The sequence below is a fragment of the Enterobacter cloacae complex sp.6700776 genome (assembly GCF_048284255.1).
GTDB lineage: Bacteria > Pseudomonadota > Gammaproteobacteria > Enterobacterales > Enterobacteriaceae > Enterobacter > Enterobacter intestinihominis.
Genome location: NZ_JBLVYK010000274.1, coordinates 1 through 273 on the forward strand (window position 1 = coordinate 1; position 273 = coordinate 273).

The window sequence follows — 273 nt, forward strand, 5'->3', positions numbered from 1 at the left end:
GTCTCCGCCGCCAAGCCGAAAGTGGCTGACTATCCGTTTACCACCCTGGTGCCAAGCCTGGGCGTGGTGCGTATGGACAATGAAAAGAGCTTCGTAGTTGCCGATATCCCGGGGCTGATTGAAGGCGCAGCGGAAGGGGCAGGCCTCGGTATCCGCTTCCTCAAGCACCTCGAGCGCTGCCGCGTACTGCTGCACCTCATCGATATCGATCCGATCGACGGCTCCGATCCGGTTGAGAATGCGCGCATCATCATCGGCGAGCTGGAGAAATAC

The 273-nt window shown here is 59.7% G+C and carries 1 protein-coding gene; it reads left to right on the forward strand.

Going from position 1 to position 273, the window contains the following annotated elements; all coding sequences use genetic code 11:
- The coding region (locus ACNQ0T_RS24225; RefSeq protein WP_417930498.1) for a GTPase at window positions 1-273 on the forward strand (273 nt) is incomplete at both ends.